General features: G+C 63.1%; 18 protein-coding genes. 10 read left to right on the plus strand and 8 right to left on the minus strand.

Translation table 11 applies throughout. The features are described from left to right. Window positions 1–38 precede the first annotated feature (38 nt). Together JQ553_RS07820 and JQ553_RS07825 are read left to right on the plus strand one after the other, a co-directional pair. A complete protein-coding gene (locus tag JQ553_RS07820; RefSeq protein WP_212499316.1) occupies window positions 39–782 on the plus strand; it encodes a glycosyltransferase family 2 protein in 744 nt (247 codons plus the stop codon). Continuing rightward, window positions 782–1,120 carry a lipid-A-disaccharide synthase N-terminal domain-containing protein gene (locus JQ553_RS07825; RefSeq protein WP_212499317.1) on the plus strand — a complete coding sequence of 113 codons (339 nt, stop codon included), beginning with the start codon at window positions 782–784 and terminating at the stop codon, window positions 1,118–1,120. The genes JQ553_RS07820 and JQ553_RS07825 overlap by 1 nt, the downstream gene beginning before the upstream one ends. On the opposite strand, the gene JQ553_RS07830 is transcribed toward JQ553_RS07825, so the two are convergent. After that, a complete protein-coding gene (locus tag JQ553_RS07830) occupies window positions 1,121–2,809 on the minus strand; it encodes a Na/Pi cotransporter family protein (protein WP_212499318.1) in 1,689 nt (562 codons plus the stop codon). A 246-nt stretch (window positions 2,810–3,055) separates the two neighbouring features. Between JQ553_RS07830 and JQ553_RS07835 the strand changes: the two genes are divergently transcribed. Then, window positions 3,056–3,301, plus strand: coding sequence for a PilZ domain-containing protein (locus JQ553_RS07835; RefSeq protein ID WP_212499319.1), 246 nt, complete (start codon window positions 3,056–3,058; stop codon window positions 3,299–3,301). A gap of 173 nt (window positions 3,302–3,474) precedes the next feature. On the opposite strand, the gene JQ553_RS07840 is transcribed toward JQ553_RS07835, so the two are convergent. Beyond that, window positions 3,475–4,518 (minus strand): NlpC/P60 family protein, encoded by a 1,044-nt coding sequence (locus tag JQ553_RS07840; protein ID WP_212499320.1) that lies wholly within the window; start codon window positions 4,516–4,518, stop codon window positions 3,475–3,477. Between the two features lie 657 nt (window positions 4,519–5,175). On the opposite strand from JQ553_RS07840, the gene JQ553_RS07845 reads away from it, so the two are divergent. Continuing rightward, window positions 5,176–5,994, plus strand: a complete 819-nt coding sequence (locus JQ553_RS07845) for a tetratricopeptide repeat protein (protein ID WP_212499321.1) — start codon at window positions 5,176–5,178, stop codon at window positions 5,992–5,994. Between the two features lie 103 nt (window positions 5,995–6,097). Here the strand turns inward: JQ553_RS07845 and JQ553_RS07850 are convergent, their stop codons facing one another. The 5 genes from JQ553_RS07850 to metC form a co-directional block, all read right to left on the minus strand. Beyond that, window positions 6,098–7,369 carry an AAA family ATPase gene (locus JQ553_RS07850; protein WP_212499322.1) on the minus strand — a complete coding sequence of 424 codons (1,272 nt, stop codon included), beginning with the start codon at window positions 7,367–7,369 and terminating at the stop codon, window positions 6,098–6,100. Beyond that, a complete protein-coding gene (locus JQ553_RS07855) occupies window positions 7,366–8,106 on the minus strand; it encodes a CpaD family pilus assembly protein (protein WP_212499323.1) in 741 nt (246 codons plus the stop codon). The genes JQ553_RS07850 and JQ553_RS07855 overlap by 4 nt, the downstream gene beginning before the upstream one ends. 28 nt (window positions 8,107–8,134) lie before the next feature. Then, window positions 8,135–9,610, minus strand: a complete 1,476-nt coding sequence (locus JQ553_RS07860) for a type II and III secretion system protein family protein (protein ID WP_212499324.1) — start codon at window positions 9,608–9,610, stop codon at window positions 8,135–8,137. A gap of 18 nt (window positions 9,611–9,628) precedes the next feature. Then, on the minus strand, window positions 9,629–10,426 hold the full coding sequence (gene cpaB, locus JQ553_RS07865; RefSeq protein ID WP_212499325.1) for a Flp pilus assembly protein CpaB: 798 nt from the start codon (window positions 10,424–10,426) through the stop codon (window positions 9,629–9,631). Between the two features lie 289 nt (window positions 10,427–10,715). Continuing rightward, window positions 10,716–11,912, minus strand: a complete 1,197-nt coding sequence (gene metC, locus JQ553_RS07870; protein WP_212499326.1) for a cystathionine beta-lyase — start codon at window positions 11,910–11,912, stop codon at window positions 10,716–10,718. A gap of 321 nt (window positions 11,913–12,233) precedes the next feature. Here metC and JQ553_RS07875 point away from each other — a divergent pair, with 321 nt between their 5' ends. Genes JQ553_RS07875 through JQ553_RS07890 form a run of 4 tightly spaced genes read left to right on the plus strand, consistent with a single transcriptional unit; the run spans window position 12,234 to window position 16,748 of the window. Beyond that, the gene (locus JQ553_RS07875; protein ID WP_212499327.1) at window positions 12,234–13,250 is read left to right on the plus strand and encodes an amino acid ABC transporter substrate-binding protein; all 1,017 of its coding nucleotides are present in this window, start codon (window positions 12,234–12,236) and stop codon (window positions 13,248–13,250) included. 23 nt (window positions 13,251–13,273) lie between these two features. After that, a complete protein-coding gene (locus JQ553_RS07880; RefSeq protein ID WP_212499328.1) occupies window positions 13,274–14,479 on the plus strand; it encodes an amino acid ABC transporter permease in 1,206 nt (401 codons plus the stop codon). Next, on the plus strand, window positions 14,476–15,996 hold the full coding sequence (locus JQ553_RS07885; protein WP_212499329.1) for an amino acid ABC transporter permease: 1,521 nt from the start codon (window positions 14,476–14,478) through the stop codon (window positions 15,994–15,996). The genes JQ553_RS07880 and JQ553_RS07885 overlap by 4 nt, the downstream gene beginning before the upstream one ends. A gap of 11 nt (window positions 15,997–16,007) precedes the next feature. Next, window positions 16,008–16,748, plus strand: coding sequence for an amino acid ABC transporter ATP-binding protein (locus tag JQ553_RS07890; RefSeq protein ID WP_249144024.1), 741 nt, complete (start codon window positions 16,008–16,010; stop codon window positions 16,746–16,748). Between the two features lie 65 nt (window positions 16,749–16,813). Here the strand turns inward: JQ553_RS07890 and JQ553_RS07895 are convergent, their stop codons facing one another. Beyond that, window positions 16,814–17,848 (minus strand): cysteine synthase A, encoded by a 1,035-nt coding sequence (locus tag JQ553_RS07895; protein ID WP_212499330.1) that lies wholly within the window; start codon window positions 17,846–17,848, stop codon window positions 16,814–16,816. A 642-nt stretch (window positions 17,849–18,490) separates the two neighbouring features. On the opposite strand from JQ553_RS07895, the gene JQ553_RS07900 reads away from it, so the two are divergent. Next, window positions 18,491–19,957: an efflux transporter outer membrane subunit gene (locus tag JQ553_RS07900; protein ID WP_212499695.1), complete on the plus strand. Its 1,467-nt coding sequence runs from the start codon at window positions 18,491–18,493 to the stop codon at window positions 19,955–19,957. Beyond that, entirely contained in the window at window positions 19,947–21,368 is a 1,422-nt protein-coding gene (locus tag JQ553_RS07905; protein WP_212499331.1) for an efflux RND transporter periplasmic adaptor subunit, read from the plus strand. The genes JQ553_RS07900 and JQ553_RS07905 overlap by 11 nt, the downstream gene beginning before the upstream one ends. Window positions 21,369–21,381: the final 13 nt, after the last annotated feature.

Raw genomic sequence — 21,381 nt, forward strand, 5'->3', positions numbered from 1 at the left:
TCCAGCCGCGAACCCAAACACCAACCACGAGTGCCGTTTTGCCTGCTTCCGACCAGACGCCGGTCGTCGTTTCCATCGTCGTGCCCGTGCGTAACGAGGCCGACAATATCGCGCCGCTGGTCGCCGAGATCGCGACGGCGCTCGACGGCCGCTGGGGCTACGAGATCATCTACGTCAATGACGGCTCGACGGATGCGACCTCCGAGCGGCTCACCGCGCTCATGGCGCAGCGGCCCAGCCTCAGGCAGCTCCGGCATGCGGTGTCGTCGGGGCAATCCGCGGCAGTGCGCAGCGGAGTGCGCGCCGCGCGCGGTGCGATCGTGGCGACGCTCGACGGCGACGGGCAGAACAATCCGGCATTCCTGCCGGAACTGATTTTGGCGATCGAAAGAGGCGACGGCCGCATTGGCCTGGCCGCAGGCCAGCGGGTGGGGCGGAAGGACACCGGCTTCAAGAAGTTTCAGTCCCGCATCGCCAATACGGTGCGCGGCGCGATCCTGCGCGACGGCACCCGGGACACCGGCTGCGGGCTGAAGGCGTTTCCGCGCGATGTGTTCCTGTCGATGCCCTATTTCGACGGGCTGCATCGCTTCCTGCCGGCGCTGGTCCACCGTGAGGGATTCGAGATCGCCCATGTCGACGTGATTGACCGCCCACGTCACTCCGGAGTCTCGAATTACGGGTTCTTCGACCGGCTCTGGATCGGGATCATGGATCTCGCCGGTGTGTGGTGGCTGATCCGCCGCAAAAAGCCGACGCCGGCCGTGACCGAGGTGAAGTGATGTGGATTCAGTACGGCCAGGCGTTGAGCGCTTATTTCTATGATGTATTCGTCGCCAAGTTCGATTTCTGGCTGGTGTTCGGCCTCGTTGCGCAGCTGTTGTTCACCGCGCGCTTCCTGGTGCAGTGGATCTCCAGCGAACGCGCTGGCCAGAGCGTGGTGCCGATGGCGTTCTGGTTCTTCTCCATCGGCGGCGGGTTGATGACGTTGATCTATGGACTCGCCAAGCGCGAACCCATCATCATCATCGGGCAGGGGATGGCCACGCTGATCTATATCAGGAACATCATGCTGATCGTGAAGAACCGCGGTACTGCGTCGAAGACCCTCGACAGCTGATCAGGAACGGCCGGGTGCCGGCGTCGCGAGCGCGTTGATCTCGGCCTCGCTGGAGCGATAGGCTGCCAATTGCCCGGCCGCATCGAGCACCGGATAGGCAACCGAGCAGATGTGCGAGTGGATGCGGCGGAGGTCGCGCAGCACGTCGAGATGCAATGACGTCGTCTCGATGGTCTCGGGGCGGCCCTCGCGCAGGCGATCGAGATGCCGCTCGGTCGCAGCAAGCTCGGCCGAGCGCAGCGCCGCCTTCTCGGCGAGCAGCTTGTGTGCCTCGTTGACATCGCCCGACATGAACACGCCAAACGCGATCCGCAAGGAATCGATCGTCCGCTTGTGGAACGCCGACAATTCCTCGGCGCCTTCGGAAGAGAATTGCAGACGGCGCTTGATCTTCTTGGTCGCGAGCTCGCTCAGATTCTTGTCGATGATATCCCCGATATGCTCGAGGTTGATCGCGAAGGCGACGGTCTCCATGGCGCGCTGGCCCTCGCGCTCGTCCAGGCTGCCGCGGGTGAGTTTCGTCACGTAGAGCTTGATGGCTTCGTTCAGGCCGTCGACGCTGTTGTCCATCCGCGAGACCTGGTCGACCAGCGCGCGGTCGTTGGTCATCATCGCCGCCATCACTTTGCGCAGCATGACCTCGACATGGTCGCCCATGTGCAGCACCTCGCGCGCGGCGTCGGCCAGCGCCAGCGAGGGGGTCTCCAGCGCGCTTTCATCGAGATAACGCGGTCGCGACGGATCGGTCTGCTGGACGCGGTTCGGCAGCAGCGTCTTCAGTAGCCGCGCCAGGCCGTCGAGCAGGCCGATGAACAGGATCGCGGTCGCGACGTTGAAAGCGATGTGAAATTGTGCGGTCGCCTTGGCGAGGTCCGGCTGCCACGCATGGAATTGCGCCGCGATCGCGCCCAGGAACGGAGCCACCAGCAGAATGCCGACCACGCGGTTGATCAAATTGCCGAGCGGCAGCCGATAGCTCGCCGGATTGTCGCGGCGCGCGCCCTCGACCAGTGGATTGACGGCACTGCCGAGATTGGCACCCAGCACCAGGGCGAACGCCGCATAGGGCGAGATGAACTGCGAATAGGCCAGCGACATCACCAACAGCACGCTGGCGACACTGGAATGGACCAGCCAGGTCACGACGGCGCCGATGAAGATGCAGAGCACGGGATCGCCGGTGATCGCGTTCATGAAGACGCGGACTCCAGGGGCGTTCTCCGCCGGCGCCAGCGTATCGAGCAGAATGTGCAGCGCCAGCAGCATCAGCCCGAGACCGATCGAGACCCGGCCGAGGTCCTTGATCCGGGTGCGTGGTCCGGTGCGGAACGCGACCAGGCCGAGAATGAACAGCACCGGCGCGACGGCTGCGATGTTGAACGAGAGCACCTGCACGATCAATGTGGTTCCGACATTGGCGCCCAGCATGATCGCGAGTGCCGGCACCAGGCTGACCAGTCCCTCGGCGGTGAAGGAACTTGTGATCAGGGCGGTCGCGGTCGAGCTCTGGAGCAGGGCGGTCAAGCCGAGGCCGGCGGCGAGGGCGGTGAAGCGGTTGTTCAACGCTCTGGCCAGCAAGACGCGCAAATCGGGGCCAAAGGCGCGCAAAATCCCGCTGTGGACCATGTGAAGGCCCCACAGCAGCAGAGCTACGCCGCCCAATAAGTCCAATAGAACCATCGTTCCCATGCTCGTTCGTACCCCGGCAGATCGAGTCGATTGATCAGGCTATCGGCAATCGACCGCCAATCAACCCCTTTTGTTCCCGCGAAAGCCTGGCTGGTGGGGCTGATCGGTGGCCGGACAAGGCGGCGCCCCGTAAACGGAATTGGAAAACAACAGCTAAATTGCGATTCGTTCCGCTAGGCAGTTTCCAATGTTTCCCCGCTATGACGTTGGAACAGAAGTTTGTCCAGCAAGGCTTGGGGATCAGGAATGTTTGAGAATCGCCGCAAGAGCGAACGTCGCGTGTGCAGGAGCGTCGCCAAGATTCAGATCGCGTCGGGCTCGCTGCCGCGTGATTGTATGATAACCGATATCTCATCCGGGGGGGTGAAGGTGATCGCGGAGTATCTGGAAATTCCGCCGGAGTTCACGATCATCTTTTCGACCGGCAACCCGCGGCAATGCCGCCTGGCGTGGCGCATCGGACATGAGTTCGGCGCCCAGTTCGTCGACTGATCCGACACCATGACGTGAAGCGCGAATTTCTGCCGCCGCGCGCTTCCTGCCAAACCTGACCGGTAACCTTGTACGCGCGCGCGCCGGCTTGACCGTGCCGTGGCGAACTTCGCCTTGGCCCCGTCCGGGCCGGGGCGCACCTCGCCTCATCCCGTCGACCCTGAACCGGTCTTTCAGGCGCGCTTTGTCATCTCGACTGCATTTTGACCGTTCAGCCTGCCCCTTACAGGCGACTGGACCGGGAGCATAAGTCGGAACGATTCAAAGTCCCCATTAACGCCCCAGCAAATCTTCAGGTTGAGGCCATCGTCGAACCAATAACCGCTCGCTTCGGCCCCGACGATTGGGCGGCTGAAATTTGGTTGCCGCGCCGTTGCGCCAACCGAGCCCTTCTTGTCGAAGAAATAGAATTGTGTCCTGCCCTGTTTTGTGACCTCCCACCAGCCGGGAAAGGCGGACCCAACGAATACATCATCGGGCCGAGCGAAGTGGATGATTGAGACGAACGGATGCGAATCATTGCTCGACGTCTCCCAATTGTTATCTCTTTGAATCTGCGAATCCTTCAGCTGATCGCCTTTTGCCCGCTTGTGGTTGAGGTGAGTATGCATGGCAATCTGCTGGTTGCCCAGATACAGCGTCGAATGCAAATGCGACAATTTCGGCGTCGCAAACAAGATTACGTCGCCCGGCTTCAGAAGGCCCGAATTGATGATCCGGCGTGCCTTCTCCTTTTCAACGTGCTTCGCAAGCGTTTTGGTGAGCTGGCCCAGGCCACGCAGGTTCTTGAAGAGTTGCTCAGCGTCATTGGTTGGTCTGAAGCCCTTTATCTTCGCTTGCATGAGGCATTCTGAAACGAAATGCGCGCAATCGTTTAGACCAGTAAACGGAGCCGTTTGACCGATCGCCGTGTCCCTATTGCCGTCGGGAAACGAAATGAGAAAGATTCGAGGGTCGGGCACCGAGTCGACCGAAAAATTGCTGGTAATTCGGTTTTCGAGGTTAGAAAAGCTCTTGTGTATAATGAAGAGACCTTCGCGCGTCTTCGCGTCGGCTGAGTAGAAAAGGAAAACCGCTTCGTGAATGGCGGGATCAAGTTTTCGGGCTTTCATTTCTTGCTGGACGTTGATCATCTTTTCTCGAGTGACAACCAATCCGTCTTTGCATGGGACGGGCCAGAAACGATCGGCATGACTTATGGCGGCGCTCAGATCCATAGCGTTCCTCCCCTTCTCACAATTACTCGTTATCCGGAGTACCGCGCTCGAAATAGAAGAAAGCGAAATGTGCAACGGCGTTGCCCGAGCTGCAGGGCGTCGCCGGAAGGTCTAGCCTTGGTATCCCGGTTGCTAACTTGCAAATTGATGCCACCACCACCGTCGCCATAGAGGCCCGGCGGGAGGTCGGCTTGTTCGATGAACTTCACCGATAATTTGTCGGTCGCGTCCCATAACGCCATCCAGTGCGCACGGTGCTGCGTAGAAATCGGCGCGGGATTTTAGTGGATCGTGCTGGACGAGTATAGACCGCAGATCGGGTACTCGGCGGACTGTTGTGGAGCCGCGGCGGGATGCAGTGGCCATAGAGCTGCGCGAAGCGCCGCACCATCGCCAGCACGCAGCGCTGCTCCGGATCGAACTGATCCTGAAAAAGCACGAAGCGGGACAAATATCTCACGTGAGACGAAATAATCGATCTCATGGCCTCCTTTCCGTCCCGCGCGCGTTGCAGGAAATCGCGCAGACATAAACCCGTGCAGACATGAACCCGTGGAGATAAGCCCTTAGCGCGGTAGGCATTTCTGGCCACTTTTAACCTGAACTTAGGGTTAAGCTGTGACCATTTCGGAACCTTCGCCGTTCCGAGTCTCGTTCATGTTTGTGAAATTATCCCGACAGTTTATCCGCGTAAGCGGTCTTGCAGGTTCGTCCGCGATCCTGCTGCTCGGGCTGTCCGCCTGCCAGACGTCGGGGCCCTCTGACATCACTGGGTCATTAGGCGACAAGGTCGAATCGAGCTACGCCTCCGCCGATCCTCGCGGCGACATCGAGAGCCTTCGCGAGCGGGTCCATGCCAACCCCAGGGACGCCGACGCCGCGTTGAAATATGCCAGAGCTTTGCGCGCCACCGGACAGCGGGCGCAGGCGGTCGCTGTGCTCGAGCAGGCGACGCTCGCACAACCCGGCAACAAGGCGCTGCTTGCCGGTTACGGGCGCGCGCTCGCCGACAACGGCAATTTCCAGCAGGCCTTTGACGTGCTGGGGCGCGCGCACTCCCCGGAAGATCCGGATTGGCGCATCCTGTCGGCGCAGGGCGCGGCTCTCGACCAGCTCGATCGCCATGACGAGGCGCGCCAATACTATGCGAGCGCGCTGAAGATCATACCGGACGAGCCGTCCGTTCTGTCCAATCTCGGCCTGTCCTATTTGCTGTCGAAGGATTTGCCGAAAGCTGAAGAGACGCTGCGCCGCGCGCGCCAACGCGCGCCTGCCGACACGCGGGTACGGACGAACCTCGCCGTCGTGATCGGGCTGCAGGGCCGCCAGTCCGAGGCCGAGAACCTCATGAAGGCTGATCTGCCGCCGGAGGAGGGCGCGGCGAATGTCGCGTCGCTGAAGAGGCTGTTGGCACGCCAAGCGGGCCGCGCGGACGCAGACAAGATTCCGGTCGCCACCAACCGTCACGCCGACTGAGCCCCGTCGAGGAGAGATGGAGGCTCCGCGTCCGTCAGAGCATGTTCGGTTCTGATTGAATCAGAACGGAATCCCGCCAGGCACACACCCGCCTGAAAACGCTTCAGCCTGCGGCCCTCCGGCCGCCGCTGCGCCGGGCGTGCAACTTCTTGATGATCGGCGACAGGAAGGACTCGCGCTGTTCGGCGAGATCGGGACGGCCGGTCAGCCGCTGCGCGATCTGCAGGAAGGTGCGGGCGGTGCGATGACGCGCGGAGACTTCCGCGATCATCTGGCCGTTATTGGCGGCCTCGCCGAACAGCCGGCAGTCGAACGGTATGGTCGCGATCGGCTGGGATTCAATGGTCTTGGCGAAGTCCTTTACCTCGATCTCGGGCCGCTTCGGCATGCCGATCTGATTGAGGCAGTACAGCGGCGGTCGGTCGTTCGGGCGCGACGTCTTGAGCATGTTCATCATGTTCTTGGTGTTGCGCATGTTGGCGAGGTCCGGCTCGGCGACGATCAGGATGTCATCGGCGCCGATCAGCGCGCGCTTGGTCCAGGCGGTCCATTGGTGCGGCACGTCGAGAACGATGCAGGACATGGTCATGCGCATCGTGTCGAAGATCGCATCGAACGCGTCGGCACCGAAATCGTAAACATGGTCAAGAGTTGCCGGCGCTGCCAGCAGGCTGAGGCGGTCGCCGCATTTGGCGAGCAGACGGTCCATATAGGCCGTATCGGGACGCTCGGGCGAGAACACTGCGTTAGCGATGCCCTGCACCGGATCCTGATTGTAATCGAGGCCGGCGGTGCCGAAGGCGAGGTCGAGGTCGATGACGACCGAATCGAGCCCGAGATCGCGCGCGATCGTCCAGGCGACATTATGGGCGACGCTCGACGCGCCGACGCCGCCCTTGGCGCCGACGACCGCTATCAGGCGGCCAACGGAGACGGCCTCCGAGGCGGAGAACAGGCTGCAGATCGAGCGCACGATGTCGAGCACCTCGACCGGGCCGACGACGTAATCGTTGACGCCGCGGCGCACCAGCTCGCGATAGGGAGCGACGTCGCCGGCATTGCCAAGCACGACAACGCGGGTGCCCGGATCGCAGACCCCGGCGAGCTCGTCGAGGCCGGCCAGGAAATCCTTGTCCTGCTCGGTTTCGAGTACGATGACGTTGGGGGTCGGCGCCTTGTGATAGGTGTCGGCCGCGGCCGCGATGCCGCCCATATGGACGGAGAGATGCGCCTTGGCGAGCCGGCGGTCTTCGGCCGCGGCGCGTGCTGCCGTGGCGGTCGCGACGCTGGCACAGAAGACCTGCACCGAGATGCGGGGCGCCGGCGCGATGTAATCGTCGGCGTGGGGCTGCTCGTCTTTTCGTTGGGCGCTCATTTGCCTGTATCGCTCAGCTTGGCCTTTTCAACTTCGGGATAGGTGGTCGCTGTGGCCTCGCCCTTGCGGTAGCGCTCGAACGCAATCACGCGGCGGGACGTGTAGGCGGCCGTCTCGGCACGCGGCTGCTCGAGGTCGGACGGATTCGCGACCATCGCGGCCAGGTTGCGCTGGGTGGCGCAGCCGAGATTGTAATACGGCTTGTTCTCGTTGTAGCCGGGGTTGTAGAGCGAGGGGCCGAGATCGGCCGGCCATACGCCGCAGGGGCCGGCGACGGCGGCCATCTTGGGATAGCTCAGGCGGACGGTGGCGAGCGTGCGTGGGTCCTCGACGAGGTAGGTGCGCCTCGCAATGGCGTGGGCGGGCACGCCCACCGACGCGAGCAGTCCCCGGATCTCGCGGTACACGGCCTGGGCGGCGCGCGAATTCGGCGTATCGGCCGGCACGTCGATGGCGATCGCTCCAGTGCCTTCACGGCGCCAGCTGCGTGCCAGTCCGATGACGTCGTCGCGCTGTGGCTCGGTCAGGTTGCCGCGGGCGTGGCCGACGAACACCACGATCGACTGCTCGCCTTCAGTGACCGCGATCGGATGGCGCTGGCGGTAATCCTCGGGCACGGTCCCGGTGACGACGTCAGATGTCACGAGATTGCAGCCGCCGAGCGCGACTGATGTGAGGAGGAGAGCGCCGAGCAACGGCAGCGTCCCGAAGCGTTTGGCGTGTGTCTTGTGTGTCATCTCATGGTCCCCAAACCAAAGGCGCCTGTCAGTCGATGATGAAGCCGAAATTGATCGGCGTGGCGCCGATCGGTTCGGCGCGGGCGGCAACACCATAAATGCGGTTGATCCGGGCCAGGAGCGCGGACTGCGAGTCGGAGGCGGACGCGAATCCGTCATCCGGCCGCGACAGCTCCTTCTGCGCCACCGCGCGCACGACATAGGGCGTCACGATGACCATGAGTTCAGTCTCGTGGTTGACGAAGTCCTGGCTTCTGAAGAGTTGTCCAAGGATCGGTATCTGGTCGACACCGGGCAATCCGTTGATGGCCTGCTTGGTCTGCTCCTGGATCAGTCCCGCCATCGCGACCGAGCCGCCGGACGGCACCTCCAGGGTCGTGTCCGCGCGACGGGTCTTGATCGAGGGGATCGTCGTTCCGCCGGCACCGCCGGTCAGAGCGTTTTCGGTCGAGACCTCCGACACCTCGGTCATCACCTTGAGGCTGATCCGTCCCTCGCTCAGCACCACGGGCGTGAAGTTGAGCGAGATGCCGAATTTCTTGAAGCTGACCGTCTGCACGCACTGTCCGATGGTGCCCGACGTCGTCGTTTGGCAAGTCACGCCAGTCGGAATCGGAAATTCGCCGCCGGAGATGAAGGTCGCGGACTCGCCGGAGATTGCCGTCAGATTTGGCTCCGCCAGCGTCCGCACGACGCCGGCGCTCTCCATCGCGCGCAGGGTCGCGGTGACTGACGGCAGACCGGCTTTGGTCAAGGCCGCTCCCGTCAAGACGTTGCTGGAAACGAGCGGCGCATTGTTCGCGGTGAACGGATTGCTGTTGCTGAACACCACGGCCGCGGTTCCGTAGTTCATGTTGGCGCTGAGATCGACGCCCAGTTGCTTGATGATGTCCCGCCGCACTTCGGCGACGGTGACCTTGAGCATCACCTGGTCGCGCCCGCGTACCACAATCGAATTGACGACCTTCTCGGGTCCGCCGACCAGCTTCGCGGCGATCTCGCCGGCCTGCTGAGCCTCGATCGGGCTCGACACCGAGCCGGTCAACAGCACGCTGTCGCCGACGCCCTCGATCTGCACGCCGGGCATCGCCTGCCTGAAGGCCGCGCGGAGCCCGTTCAGGTCGCGCTTGATCGCGATGTCATAGGAGGCGACCTGCTGGCCGTCGGCGTCGAAGAACACCACGTTGGTCTGGCCGACCGCCGCTCCGATGATATAGGCGCGCTGCGCCGAGCGGATCACGGCGTTGGCGATCTTGGGATCGGCGACCAGTACGTCCTTTGCCTCGCGGGGCAGGTCGACCACCACCGACTTGCCGACGCCGAGCGCAACGAAGCGCTGCTTGACCGGAATGCTGCCGGTGACTGCGACCTCAGGGCTCTTGTCGGGATCGGCCGCCACAGCTGGAGACCACACGGGGGTTAACATAAGCGCGGCGATCGCCGAAAACGACAGAGCGTGAGCCAGCGCAGCCCGCACCGTCATTTGTTTTGCACCGCTTGTCATTTTTCAATTCCCCCCTGATCACTTCTGTGTCGTAGAGCTGAGGACGCCGAAGCGAACCACACTGATGCTCTGGCCCCGTTTCTGGGGCTGGTCGTCGGTCGAGGGATCGCCCGTGGCAGCATTGGAGTCGGCGATGCTGCGCAGCGCGAGCGAGAGGGTGCCGCTCTGCCGCGCGCGGGCGAGCGTCTCGGCCTGTTCGGGCTTGAGTTCGAGCGTTGCGGTCTTGCCGACCAGCGAGTTGCTGCCCTCCTTCTCCTTCGGAGCCTGGTCAATCGCGAGCACGCGGACATTGGCCATCAGGACTTCGGAAATAACGATGTCGGGGCCGCTGCGATCGGGGTTCTTTTCCCGCTTGGACAGGATCACGTCGACGCGGTCGTTCGGCAGGATGAAGCCGCCGGCGCCGGTCTCTGGAGAAATCTCGGTGGAAATCGCCCGCATACCGGACGGCAGGATCGCGGCCATGAATCCAGAGCCGTTGGCCTTTACGAGCTTTTGTTCACGGATCGGCTCGCCCGTGATGAAAGGGACGCGCGCAATCGAACCGATCACGTCCTTCATGGCGTCGGCATTGCCATCGCGGCGCATGAAACTGCTGCTCGCGGTCGCTGCCGGCCAGCTCTGCCATTGCAGATCTTCCGCCCTGACTGCCTGGCCGAGGCCGATGTCGGATTTGGCCACCAGGACCTCGACCGTCGGAAGCTGTGCCACGGGCGCGGCGGGAGGCGGTTTGTTATCGCTTCCGCTCGCGAGATACATGGCTACGAGGCCTGAAACGCCGGCGATGGCCAGGACCACGATACGTGCCGTCTTCATGCGATTTATGTCTTTGCCCTTCAGCCGGGGTGCCGCAACCTCTCGGTGTGGACACCCCTTCCCGGGAGCATGACTACGGGAGCAAAAGTGTAAGCGAACTTGACAGATCGTCGGCGGGATCACCCGATTGGTGAGGATGGTGAACGGCTGGTTATCGCAACCGCTCACAAGTCCGCAAAATCCCGGAGATCTTGTCATTTGCGACGACAAGCGGAGTCGCGCGCGTGACACTGCGTCAACGGCCGACGTCAGGCGTTAACGTTGCGTTCGCGCGGAGCGGCGGGGGCGTTCAGAGCGCAGCGTTCAGCCCTGCAAATCCGCGATCGAGGTCGGCCTTGAGGTCGTCGACATTCTCGAGCCCGATATGCAGCCGCAGCGTCGGGCCGCCCGGCGCCCATTTGGTCGCCGTACGATAGTCGGTGCAGTCGAAGGGGATGATGAGGCTTTCGAAGCCACCCCAGGAAAAGCCCATACCGAACAGGTTGAGCGTGTCGAGCAGTGCGTCGACTGCCTGCTGCGGCACGGGCTTCAATACGATGCTGAACAGGCCAGAGGCGCCGGTGAAGTCGCGCTTCCAGATGGCGTGACCGGGATCGGACTCAAGGGCAGGGTGCAGCACCCGTGCGACTTCCGGCCGCGCAGCGAGCCAGCGCGCGATTTCGAGCCCGGAGCGATAGTGCTGCGCGAGCCGCACCGCGAGCGTTCGCATGCCGCGCAGTGCCAGAAAGACGTCGTCAGGTCCGGCGCAGACGCCGAGCAGGCGGATGCCTTCGGATATCAGCGGCCAGGCCTTGGCATTGGCCGAGATGGTGCCGAACATGATGTCCGAGTGTCCGCCAATATATTTGGTCGCGGCCTGCATGCTGATGTCGACGCCCTGCTCGAGCGAGCGATGATAGAGCGGGGTGGCCCAGGTATTGTCGTCGATCACGAGTGCACCCCGGGCGTGGGCGACGGCTGATATCGCCGGGATGTCGGGCATCTCGAAGGATTGCGAGCCGGGTGCCTCGACCAGCACCGCCCTGGTGTTCGGCCTGAACAACGTCTCGATGCCGGCGCCGATCATCGGGTCGAAATAGCTGGTCTCGACGCCATACCGCGTCAGCATGCCGCCGCAGAAATTCCGCGACGGACGGTACACGTTGTCGCAGACCAGCAAATGGTCGCCCGCCTTCAGCACCGAAAGCAGCGTGGTGGTAACCGCCGCCAGTCCGGAAGGGGTGAGGCCTACGCCGGCGCATTGCGGACCTTCGAGGGCCATCAGCATGCCCTGCAGCGCCCGTGTGGTGGGCGTGCCGTGGCGGCCATAGGTGAATTCGGCGCGATGGGCGTGCAGGTCCTCCGCGTTCGGATAAAGCACCGTGGAACCGCGAAACACCGGCGGATTGACGAACCCCTTCTGCGCCCCCGTGTCGCGGCCGGCCGTCACCAGTCGGGTCTCGGACCGTTGGGAGTCGGATGGCGTGTTGCCGCGAGTGGAATTCATGCGTCGCTTCCGTTCGAGACCGTTTGCCACAGCCATAACGTGTCGGAAGGACAGGGTCACGCCGGGGCGTCTTACTAACAGGACACAGAAGACATGCGTCAACCCCTTGACCCGGCCCGTCAGTCGCTATGTGATGCGCCGCAACTAACCTGTCGCCGCACGTTGAGGGGCCTGCCGCGACCTTCGATCCTCTGCCCGATCGATTGGCACGTCAAACTGCCGGTCAGATGAGCTTGTTGCGATGGGGGATCATCGGCGGGGCCCGTGAGCGCCAGGCGATCACAACCTAACGTCTGCGGACGACCTTGAAAGGCCCTGACCATGAAACGTGTTTATTTGGCCCTTACACTTGCCGCCGCCACCGCTTTGTCGGTCCAGGCCGCCTCGGCGCAAACCCTCAAGACGGTCAAGGATCGCGGCATGCTGTCCTGCGGCGTCAGCGGCGGTCTGCCGGGCTTCTCCACGCCTGATGACAAGGGAAACTGGACCGGAATCGATGTCGACCTCTGCCGCGCGATTTCTGCTGCCATCTTTGACGATCCCACCAAGGTCAAGTTCGTGCCGTTGTCGGCGAAAGACCGTTTCACCGCGCTGCAGTCCGGCGAAATCGACGTGCTGTCGCGCAATACAACCTGGACGCTGTCGCGGGATACGTCGCTCGGGGCCAATTTCACCGGCGTGACCTATTATGACGGGCAGGGCTTCCTGGTGAAGAAGGCGCTGAAGGTGAACTCCGCGCTGGAATTGAACAGCGCTTCGGTCTGCGTGCAGACCGGCACCACGACCGAGCAGAACTTGGCCGACTACTTCAAGGGCAACAACATGAAGTATGAGGTGATCGCGTTCGCCTCGGCCGATGAGACCGTCAAGGCTTACGAAACCGGCCGCTGCGACGTGTTCACCTCGGACGTGTCGCAGCTCTATGCGCAGCGGCTGAAGCTCGCCAATCCGGCCGATCACGTGGTGCTTCCCGAGGTGATCTCGAAGGAGCCGCTCGGCCCGATGGTCCGTCATGGCGACGACCAGTGGTTCGACATCGTGAAGTGGACCCTGTTCGCGATGGTCAATGCCGAGGAGCTCGGCGTCACCCAGAAGAATGTCGATGAGATGGCGAAGTCCGACAAGCCCGACCTCAAACGCGCCTTCGGCTCGGACGGAAATCTCGGCGAACAGCTCGGCCTGACCAAGGACTGGTTCTCGCGGATCATCAAGGCGGAAGGCAATTACGGCGAGATGTATGACCGTAATGTCGGCGCCGGCTCGAAGCTGCAGATTGCACGCGGTCTCAACCAGCTCTGGAACAAGGGCGGCATCCAGTACGCGCCTCCGATTCGCTGATCCGCGGCGAGGCGGCGGCGGCGATGACCACCGAACCCCGAAAACCACCGCCGCAGTACGTCTTCAAATTGAAGCGCGCGCTCGGCGGCAAGTCCGGTTGGACCGGCCTTGTCGTGCAAATCGTGTTCGCCGCGGTGTTGGCCTGGGTGGCCTATGAGATCGTGGCCAATGCCCGCGCCAACCTGGAGACGCAGCGTATCGCTTCCGGGTTCGGATTCCTGAAGAACACCGCGGGCTTCGATGTCAGCCAGAGTCTGATCCCTTATTCGGGGTCGGACAGCTATACGCGGGTGTTCTTCGTCGGCCTGTTGAACACGCTTTTGGTGGCGGTGATCGGCATCGTCTTCGCCACCGTGATCGGATTCGTCCTGGCGCTGTGCCGGCTGTCGCCGAACTGGCTGCTGGCGCGGCTCGGCGAGATCTATGTCGAGATCGTGCGCAATCTGCCGCTCCTGTTCCAGCTTCTGTTCTGGTACCTCGCAGTGCTCGCGGCACTGCCGGGACCGCGGCAGAGCCTCAATCTGTTCAACGCCTTCTTCCTGTCCAATCGCGGTCTGGTCATTCCACGGCCAATCGGTGAGCCGGGGCTCGATCCGTTCCTCGTGGCGCTGGGGATCGGCATTGTCGGGTCGTTGGCGCTGCGTTACTACGCACGCCGCGCGCTGTTCGACCGCGGCCAGCTGATCCGGATTTGGCCTTACGTGCTCGGACTTCTGATCGGACTGCCGCTGGTCACGATGCTGATCTTCGGACTGCCGTTCATGTTCGAACTGCCGCAATTGAAGGGCTTCAACTTCGCCGGCGGATCGCGGGTCATTCCGGAGTTTGTCGCGCTGGTGGTAGCGCTCTCGACCTATACGGCGGCCTTTATCGCGGAGATCGTCCGGGCCGGCATCCTGTCCGTCCACAAGGGGCAGATGGAAGCCGGCTCCTCGCTCGGCCTTTCGCGCGGCGCCACTCTGCGGCTGATCGTCGTGCCGCAGGCGATGCGCGTCATCGTGCCACCGCTGACCAACCAGTACCTCAACCTGACCAAGAACTCGTCCCTCGCCGTCGCGATCGGTTATCCCGACTTGGTCTCGGTGTTCGCCGGCACGACGCTGAGCCAGACAGGGCAGGCGATCGAGATCATCGCCATCACGATGGGCGTTTATCTCATGATCTCGCTCGTCACCAGCGCGATCATGAGCGTCTATGGCTGGCGGATAAACCGGAGTCTGGGGGCATGACTGATCTCACCGCGCCACTCTTTGTCCGGCAGGACCTCGTGGCCCAACGTCCGGCGCCGGTGAAGACGACCGGCCTTGTCGGCTTTCTGCGGACCCGCCTGTTGAACTCGCCGACCAACGTCCTGCTCACGATCCTCGCGCTGCTGCTGCTCTGGTACACCGTGGTCCCCGCGCTCAGATTCCTGCTGGTCGATGCCGTCTGGAGCGGCAAGGACCGCAACGCGTGCCTTTCGGAGAATGCCGGGCATCCGGTCGGAGCCTGCTGGCCCTACATCCAGGCCAAGCTAACGCAACTGATCTATGGCTTCTATCCGGAGGCCGAACGCTGGCGGGTCAACCTGACCTTCATCCTCGCCGTCGTACTGCTGCTGCCGCTTTTGGTCCCGCGCCTGCCGGCGAAGGGATTGAATGCAAGCCTGTTCTTCTTCGCTTTCCCGGTGGTCGCATTCTTCCTGCTGCGCGGCGGTGGGCTTGGCTCGTTCGGCATAGGCTGGGTCGCCGGCTTGTTACAGCTGTTCGACGACAGCATCGTCAATGCCGGCCAGGTGCTGGTCAATCTCGGCCAGGGATCGGCAATCGGACCGCTGCTGTGGCTGATCGGCAAGATCATCGTGGTGGTGGGCAGTCTGATCTCGTGGGTGATCTTTCCGCTGACGTGGCTGCGCGAGCAGCTTCAGACCTCGAGCGAGCCGCTGTGGTTCGATTTCCTCCTCACCACAGTGATCGTTTCGCTCATCTTTTTTGTCCTCGGCGGCGGTTTCCGAACCGGCCAGCGCGCGCTGCTCACGAGCCTCGCGAGCTTCGCCGGCATCGCGATCGTGATCAAGATGATGGGGCTCGATCGCGGCGGCCTGCCGATCATCGACACACGCCTTTGGGGCGGCCTGCTGGTGACACTCGTCGTCTCGGTCACCGGCATCGTCACCTCGATGCCGATCGGAATTGCGCTTGCGCTCGGCCGCCGTTCGACCATTCCGCTGATCCGGATTTTCTCGATCGCCTTCATCGAATTCTGGCGCGGCGTGCCGCTGATCACGGTGCTGTTCTTTGCCACCTACATGCTGCCGCTGTTCCTCCCGGGCAATTTCACGGTCGACGGGTTGGTGCGTGCGCTGATCGGCATCGCGTTGTTCGCCGGTGCCTACCAGGCCGAGGTCGTGCGCGGCGGTCTTGCGGCGATCCCGCGCGGGCAAGGCGAGGCAGCGAGCGCACTTGGCCTGTCCTGGTGGAAGACCACGTCGCTGATCGTGATGCCGCAGGCGCTGCGCCACGTCATTCCTGGCCTCGTGAACAGCTTCATCGCGCTGTTCAAGGATACCTCGCTGGTCTCGATCGTGGCGCTGTTCGATCTGCTCGGATCGCTACACGCAACGTTCTCGGATCCGACCTGGTCGACGCCGACGACGGCGTTCACCGGGTTCGCCTTTGCCGGCATGATCTACTTCGTGTTCTGCTTCGGAATGTCGCGCTACTCGCTGTTCGTCGAAAACCGGCTCAACGCCCATCGACGCAATTGAACAAGGTCACCATGTCCACCAGCTCGATCGTCAACATTTCCGGTCTCAACAAGTGGTACGGTGACTTTCACGTGCTGCGCGATATCAACCTCGAGGTCGGCAAGAGCGAGCGTATCGTGATCTGCGGGCCGTCGGGTTCTGGCAAGTCGACCCTGATCCGCTGCATCAACGCGCTCGAGGAATTCCAGGAGGGCGAGATCGTCGTCGACGGTATCGAACTCGGCCCCAATTTGCGACGGGTCGATGAGGTTCGCCGCGAGGTCGGCATGGTGTTCCAGAGTTTCAATCTGTTCCCGCATCTTACCGTGCTCGACAATTGCACGCTGGCGCCGATCTGGGTGCGCAACATCCCGAAGAAGGATGCCGAGGCCACCGCAATGAAATTCCTGGAGCGGGTCAAGATTCCGCATCAGGCCAACAAGTTTCCCGGCCAGATGTCGGGCGGCCAGCAGCAGCGCGTCGCGATCGCTCGCGCCTTGACCATGAACCCGAAGGTGATGCTGTTCGACGAGCCGACCTCGGCGCTCGATCCGGAAATGGTCAAGGAAGTGCTCGACACCATGGTCGACCTTGCCAGGGAGGGTATGACCATGCTGGTTGTGACCCACGAAATGGGCTTTGCCCGCGAGGTCGCCAACCGCGTCGTCTTCATGGACGCCGGCCAGATCATCGAGTCGAACACACCGCAGGAATTCTTCGCCAATCCGCAGCACGCGCGGTCGAAGCTGTTCCTAAGCCAGATATTGAGGTGAGCGAATAGCGAATGGAGAGCAGCGAATAGGCTCTTCCAATCGCCATTCGCTACTCACTATTCGCCTTACACGAACGGCACGTCGATCTTCGTCTTCCTCTCCAGCCACGCCGGCACCGGAAGGTGTTTCGCGCGCATGAAGTCCGGATTGAACAGCTTTGACTGATAGCGGTTTCCGGAATCGGCGAGGATGGTGACGATGGTCTTGCCGGGGCCGAGTTGCTTGGCCAGGCGGATCGCGCCGGCGACATTGATGCCGGTCGAGCCGCCGAGGCAGAGGCCTTCATGCTCGAGCAACTCGTAGATCAGAGACACGGCTTCGTTGTCCGGAATCAGGAAGGCGTCGTCGACCTGAGCCGTCTCGATGATCGGCGTGATGCGGCCGAGTCCGATGCCTTCTGCGATCGAGCTGCCCGGCGTCGCCTTGGGTTCGCCGTGCTTGAACAGCTCGTACATCGCTGCTCCGTGCGGGTCGGCGCAGGCGACGACGATGTCCTTGCTCTTCTCCTTCAGATAGCGGCTGGTTCCGGCGAGCGTACCGCCGGTGCCAACCGAGCAAACAAAGCCGTCGAGCTTGCCGCCGGTCTGCTGCCAGATTTCGGGGCCGGTGGATTCGTAATGCGCCTTGGCATTGTCGAGGTTGTTCCACTGGTCGGCGAACAACACGCCGTTCGGCTCGGTCTTGCGAAGCTGCTCGGCGAGCCGCTTGCCGACATGCTGGTACTGGTTCGGATTGGCGAAGGGCAGGGCCGGCACCTCGACGAGTTCGGCGCCGCACAGCCGCAGCGCGTCCTTCTTTTCCTGGCTCTGCGTCTCCGGGATGACGATCAAGGTCCGGTAGCCGCGTGTGCTCGCCACGACGGCAAGCCCGATGCCGGTATTGCCCGCGGTCGATTCGACCACGAGGCCGCCGGGCTTCAGCGTGCCGCGCTTCTCAGCTTCCAGAATCATCCATTTGCCGGCGCGGTCCTTGACCGACTGGCCAGGATTCATGAACTCCGCCTTGCCCAAAATGGTGCAGCCTGTCAGTTCTGAGGCACGCTTCAACTTGATCAGCGGCGTATTGCCGATGGCTTCGATGACGTCGTTGTTGATTGTCATGTCAGGGCTGTTCTTTACCGCCAATACTCATCCGTCGCGAACCTAGTGTGCCGGTGGCCAAAGGGAAAGGCTTTTGCGTTGCGGCGAAAATGGCGGAGGCCGTCGGCGGGCGGGTTCGGAAGTTACGCAGAAGATGCTTTTGCCAAGTGAGCGCGTGCTGGTAGAATCTTGCCCGAGGCCGCAATATCGCGAAACAGTTTGCGCTGTGTACAGCACTGAATTCACGACGATCGCTCGATTTGGAAAGCCTCGTGCAGGCAGCAGCGCGTGTCGCATCGGATCGCGCTCAACGCCTGCGCCACCTTCGTGTGCCGGCGCCGCTCATTCGGCGCTACACTGCCGGAGAAATCCCCATGAAATCTTTGTAAGATTTGACAGGCATCTCGCCGTTCAGGATCGCAATAAGGCCTGCAAAATAAGGGGAAGTTGAAGTTCCGTCGCGCGCGATCGGCGCTGATCCGTCGGGGACGAGGTCCGGAGAGGGCTGTCCGCCTCTTGTTCCCGGGGATATTATGAGAGTTCGGTTCCACCGGATGCACCACCCGTGAAAGTCTCGCAGATTACCCCCGAAAGCGTCATCGGCGCGCCACGGCGGGAATCTGTGTTCTGCGGAGAACGGGTGTGACCGAGCCTGCCTTTGCGATGGCCATCGAGAGTCCGGATGGGCTCGCTTCCCGCTGGGGCCGGCTGGCGCGGTCGCTCGCGGCGCTCGGCATCGTCGCAAGCTGCGCCGGCTGCATCCTGACCCAGGATCTTCCCGATCCGGCGCTCGACGTGCCGCAGGGCTACAAGGCGGCACGGCTCGGCAAGCCCGGCGACGATCCGCCGACGCTCGACTGGTGGCGGGCCTTCCGTTCGACAGAGCTGACGCAATTGATGCAAGAGGCTCAGATCGTCAATCTGGACATCGCCGCGGCGGTTGCAAGGATTCGCCAGGCCGATGCCCAGGCGCGGCAGGCGGGCGCGGCGTTGCTCCCCAGCCTGCAGGGCTCCGGATCGGAGGCCTATTCGCGGACCTCGGGCTCCAGCGCCAGCGGCCTGTCCATTGGCGGGAGGGAAGTGGTCAACTATAACGCCGCGCTGAGCGCGAGCTATCAGCTCGATTTCTGGGGGCAGAATCGCGACGCCGCGCAGGCCGCGGAAGAGACCTCGGTCGCGACCCGGTTTGATCGCGAGGTGGTGGCGCTGACCACGTTGGCCACGGTCGCGAATGCCTACTTCACCGTGCTCGCGTCGCAGGACCGGCTGCGCATCGCCCAGGGCAACATCGCCAGCGCCGAGCGTGTGCTTGGCGCGATCAGGGACCGCTTCAAGGCCGGCACCGGCACTGATCTCGACGTCGCGCAGCAGGAAAGCGTGCTCGGCAATCAGCGCGCGCTGGTGCCGCCGCTGCGGCAGGCGCTCGAGCAGAACATCAATGCGCTCGCGGTGCTGGTATCGCGGCCGCCCGAAAGCATGCGGATCTCCGGCGGCACGCTCAACAGGATCGCGATCCCGCGCGTCACGCCGGGGCTGCCGTCGGAATTGCTCACCCAGCGTCCGGATATCCGCCGCCAGGAGGCGCAGCTTGCCTCCGCGACCGCCAATGTCGGCAGTGCAAGGGCGCAATTCTTCCCGAGCATCCAGTTGACCGGGCAGGGCGGCTATCAGAGCCAGGCGCTGTCGTCGCTGTTCCAGCCGCACGCGGCGTTCTTTAGCCTGGTCGGCAGCGCGACGCAGCCGATCTTCGACGGCGGCAGGATTCTCGGCAATTTCGAATTCGCCCAGGCGAAGCAGGATGAGTTGCTGCAGGTCTACCGCAAGACAGTGGTCCAGGCCTTCAGCGACGTCGACAGCGCCCTGGTGGCGATTCGCGAGACCACCAGGAGGCTGCAGTTGCTGCGCGACGTGCTGTCGTCGGCGCGGCGCGCGTTCGAGCTGTCGGAGCAGCAGCTGCGGGCCGGAACCGCCGACATCATAGTTGTGCTAAATACACAGCAGACCCTGTTCCAGGCAGAGGACGCCTACTCCCAGGCACAGTTGGCCCGCCTGCAGGCGATCGTCAGCCTTTATCAGGCGTTGGGCGGCGGCTGGGAGCCGAAGATGGAAAGATCGGTCGATGCTCTTTAAGCCCGACACCAAGGACGACGAGAGGAGCACCGCGCCGCGCCAGCCCAGCCTGGTCTCGCGCCTGCTCAAACGCATGGTATCGCTGGCGGTCACGCTCGTGATCCTCGGCGGTCTCGGCTACATCGGCTGGCTCGCATTCCAGCAGAAGCAGGGCGGCGGTCGCGGCAACGGAGGGCGGCCTGATTTGCCTGTGCCGGTGCTCGCGGCGACACCGCGCGTGCAGGATGTGCCCGTTTATCTCGACGGCGTCGGCTCGGTGAGGGCGCTGAACACGGTCATCGTGCGCTCGCAGGTCGACGGCAAGCTGATCGCAGTGAACTTTGTCGAGGGTCAGGACGTCAAGAAGGGCGACGTGCTCGGCGAGATCGATCCGGCGATCTATCAGGCGCAATACGACCAGGCGGTCGCCAAGAAGGCGCAGGACGAGGCGATGCTGGCCAACCAGAGAATCGACCTGACGCGCTATCAGCAACTGGCCACGACGAACGCCGGATCGAAGCAGCAGTACGACACGCAGAAGGCCACCGTGGCGCAGCAGGAGGCGCTGGTCAAAGCCGACCAGGCCGCGATCGACAATGCGGCGACGACGCTGGGCTACACCAAGATCGTCGCGCCGATCTCGGGCCGTGCCGGCCTGCGCCAGGTCGACCAGGGCAACATCATCCACGCCTCGGATACGACCGGGCTTGTCATCCTCACCCAGTTGCAGCCGATCGCGGTGTGGTTCAGCCTGCCGCAGCAGCAGATCATGCGCGTCAACGCCGCGGCCTCCAAGGCCACGCTTGCGGTCGACGTGTTCGGCAATGACGGCGTCACCGTGATCGATACCGGCAAGCTGACCGGCATCGACAACCAGGTCGATCCGACCACCGGCACGCTGAAGCTGAAAGCCGAATTCCCCAACGCCAATTACCAGCTCTGGCCTGGCCAGTTCGTCAATGTCCGCCTCAAGGTCGAGACGCTGCCGCAGGCGATCGTGGTGCCGACGTCGGCGGTGCAGCGCGGGCCGGGCGGTACGTTCAGCTATGTGATCGGCGAGGGCGACATTGTCACGGCGAAGCCGGTGACGGTGACACAACAGAACGAGCATGACGCCGTCATCGCAAAAGGCCTGACCACCTCGGACCGCGTCGTGACCACGGGATTTGCCAATCTCGCCGACGGTGCCAAGGTCGTCATCGGCAAGGAGGATCAGACCCCGGCGGCCGATCTCGCGCCGCGCAAACGCAGCCGCAGCCCCGACGGCAGGGGCGGCGGTCAGGGCAAGGACGGCAAGAAGGACTGGCAGGGAAAGAACGGCGAGCATCGCGGCCGGCACGAGCACGATGAGGGCGATCAGAAGGGGCAGACCGGACCGGCACCTGCGGCAGGGGGCGGACAGTCAGGCGGCGCGGCGAAGTCGCAGCCATGACCGAACGACGAAT

The organism is Bradyrhizobium lablabi (genome assembly GCF_018131005.1).
GTDB classification, from domain to species: domain Bacteria; phylum Pseudomonadota; class Alphaproteobacteria; order Rhizobiales; family Xanthobacteraceae; genus Bradyrhizobium; species Bradyrhizobium lablabi_D.

Bases quoted from the DNA above. Each gene is read 5' to 3' on its own strand.
- JQ553_RS07825 (WP_212499317.1), top strand. From the start codon at position 782: ATGTGGATTCAGTACGGCCAGGCGTTGAGCGCTTATTTCTATGATGTA.
- JQ553_RS07830 (WP_212499318.1), bottom strand. From the start codon at position 2,809: ATGGGAACGATGGTTCTATTGGACTTATTGGGCGGCGTAGCTCTGCTG.
- JQ553_RS07835 (WP_212499319.1), top strand. From the start codon at position 3,056: ATGTTTGAGAATCGCCGCAAGAGCGAACGTCGCGTGTGCAGGAGCGTC.
- JQ553_RS07840 (WP_212499320.1), bottom strand. From the start codon at position 4,518: ATGGATCTGAGCGCCGCCATAAGTCATGCCGATCGTTTCTGGCCCGTC.
- JQ553_RS07845 (WP_212499321.1), top strand. From the start codon at position 5,176: ATGTTTGTGAAATTATCCCGACAGTTTATCCGCGTAAGCGGTCTTGCA.
- JQ553_RS07850 (WP_212499322.1), bottom strand. From the start codon at position 7,369: ATGAGCGCCCAACGAAAAGACGAGCAGCCCCACGCCGACGATTACATC.
- JQ553_RS07855 (WP_212499323.1), bottom strand. From the start codon at position 8,106: ATGACACACAAGACACACGCCAAACGCTTCGGGACGCTGCCGTTGCTC.
- JQ553_RS07860 (WP_212499324.1), bottom strand. From the start codon at position 9,610: ATGACAAGCGGTGCAAAACAAATGACGGTGCGGGCTGCGCTGGCTCAC.
- cpaB (WP_212499325.1), bottom strand. From the start codon at position 10,426: ATGAAGACGGCACGTATCGTGGTCCTGGCCATCGCCGGCGTTTCAGGC.
- metC (WP_212499326.1), bottom strand. From the start codon at position 11,912: ATGAATTCCACTCGCGGCAACACGCCATCCGACTCCCAACGGTCCGAG.
- JQ553_RS07875 (WP_212499327.1), top strand. From the start codon at position 12,234: ATGAAACGTGTTTATTTGGCCCTTACACTTGCCGCCGCCACCGCTTTG.
- JQ553_RS07880 (WP_212499328.1), top strand. From the start codon at position 13,274: ATGACCACCGAACCCCGAAAACCACCGCCGCAGTACGTCTTCAAATTG.
- JQ553_RS07885 (WP_212499329.1), top strand. From the start codon at position 14,476: ATGACTGATCTCACCGCGCCACTCTTTGTCCGGCAGGACCTCGTGGCC.
- JQ553_RS07890 (WP_249144024.1), top strand. From the start codon at position 16,008: ATGTCCACCAGCTCGATCGTCAACATTTCCGGTCTCAACAAGTGGTAC.
- JQ553_RS07895 (WP_212499330.1), bottom strand. From the start codon at position 17,848: ATGACAATCAACAACGACGTCATCGAAGCCATCGGCAATACGCCGCTG.
- JQ553_RS07900 (WP_212499695.1), top strand. From the start codon at position 18,491: ATGGCCATCGAGAGTCCGGATGGGCTCGCTTCCCGCTGGGGCCGGCTG.
- JQ553_RS07905 (WP_212499331.1), top strand. From the start codon at position 19,947: ATGCTCTTTAAGCCCGACACCAAGGACGACGAGAGGAGCACCGCGCCG.